At 52.5% G+C, this 1,726-nt stretch carries 2 protein-coding genes; both read left to right on the forward strand.

The window, feature by feature from the left end:
- Positions 1 to 122 precede the first annotated feature (122 nt).
- On the forward strand, positions 123 to 1,262 hold the full coding sequence (locus tag ACSSVV_RS20895) for a helix-turn-helix domain-containing protein (protein ID WP_011784783.1): 1,140 nt from the start codon (positions 123 to 125) through the stop codon (positions 1,260 to 1,262).
- 215 nt (positions 1,263 to 1,477) lie between these two features.
- Positions 1,478 to 1,726 (forward strand): DUF6448 family protein (locus ACSSVV_RS20900; RefSeq protein WP_454106964.1); only part of this gene is annotated, 249 nt, incomplete at its 3' end.

Below are 1,726 nucleotides of genomic sequence, written 5' to 3' on the forward strand. Positions count from 1 at the left end.
GCAGGTTCTGGCCTGGGCCTCGCGATTGCCGATGCGATTGCTAAAGGTGCCGGCATGACCCTGCATCTCAGATCGCCGGCAACAGGACGGCAGGATGGTTTTGAAGCGGAGCTGAATCTGGCATGTATCTGACACTCACCGACATTGTGCTGCTGACGAGCATCATTCAATCGCTGGCTCTTGCCGTTTTTCTCCTACTTCCATCCAACAGTGGGCTCATATCTAACCGACTCCTGGTTGCCACTCTGGTGTTCTTCGCCGCCGGGCTGGGAGAGATCTTCCTCTATGGCAGCGGGCTTGCGCTCCAGTACCCAAACTTCGCCTACCTCGGAACACTCATCGGACTTCTACAAGCCGGCTCGCTCTATCTATATGCGCAATCGCTGATGTATCAGAATTTCCAGTTACGCGGGAAGCATCTCGTGCACACGTTGCTCTTCTGGGTGGTCGGCGCAATTTTTCTGATTGAATATTATTTACAGCCAAGCGAGACCAAAGTTCAGATTCTGCTTGAACGGGACCACCCGGGCGTACTTACCTCTCCCCTTCTTGCAGTCGCTATTCACGCGGTCTTTCTGGGCTACCTGTACGCGACGATTCGTGCGATTAACCGTTTCGGCCTTGGTATTCGACAGATTTTCTCGAGTATTGAAAACAAACAACTTGCGTGGTTACGGACGCTTCTGATCGGCTATGCAGTGGCTTGGACCGTGAGCATGATGTACTGCCTTACAGCGCATGTGTTTAGAAGCGTGCCTGGAACCGAGTGGGTGGCCGGCGCTGGCGCTGTAACGGGCTTCATTTTCATCAATTTTCTGATGATAAACTCTCTTCGCCAACCCGTTGTTTTCTCTGGATTGGCAGCAGACCAGGCCGCCTTGCTGGAAGAAGAGCCCACGCCGCAGTTTGATCAAACTTTAAAGGTCAGGCTCCAACAGTTAATGCACCAGGAAAAGCCCCACTTGCACCCCAACCTGACCCTGGAACAACTTTCACGGAAATTGGGCGCCCCTTCAAGAGAGGTTTCACGGGCCATTAACCAAGGCTTTGGCTGCAATTTCTTTGAGTTCGTCAGTCGCTATCGCATCGACGAGGCGAAATCGCGCCTGGCCGATGCAGCCAATCAGGCAAATATTCTGCAAACTATGTATGACTCTGGCTTCAACTCGAAGTCCGTATTCAACACTGCTTTCAAGAAAGAGACAGGATTTACCCCCAGTGAATATCGCCGACGAGCCCTGCAGGGCGATATCCGACCCTAGCCACGATCCTGAACCTGGCTACCCGGCGTTCGAGTACGCTCTCACCCGATACTGAAACCTCTATCCTTTTGAATTATATATTTTATTTCCAAACCATGGAATCGGTTCGGTTTCGTACCTGAGAACGCTTCTTTGACCTCCCTTCCGTACTCTGATTGCCAAGCGACACCAAACCCGGTGCTCGTGAAGCTCAACGCAATATGAAGAGGTCATGTATGAAAACCAAATTACGCAAAACCGCTGTTCCCGCAGTGGCCGCAGCAATCTTCAGCCTGATGTTTGCCGGTAGCGCCCAAGCTCATTGTGATGCTCTGGACGGTCCCGTGATTACCGAAGCCCGTGCGGCACTGGAGTCAGGCAATGTTAAGCCCTTGCTCAAATGGGTGCCGGCAAAGGATGAGGCCGAAATCAAAAGGGTATTCGCCGATGTGCGCCAAGTCCGCGGGCAAAGCGAAACTGCGAAA

Source organism: Marinobacter sp. MBR-105 (assembly GCF_053628895.1).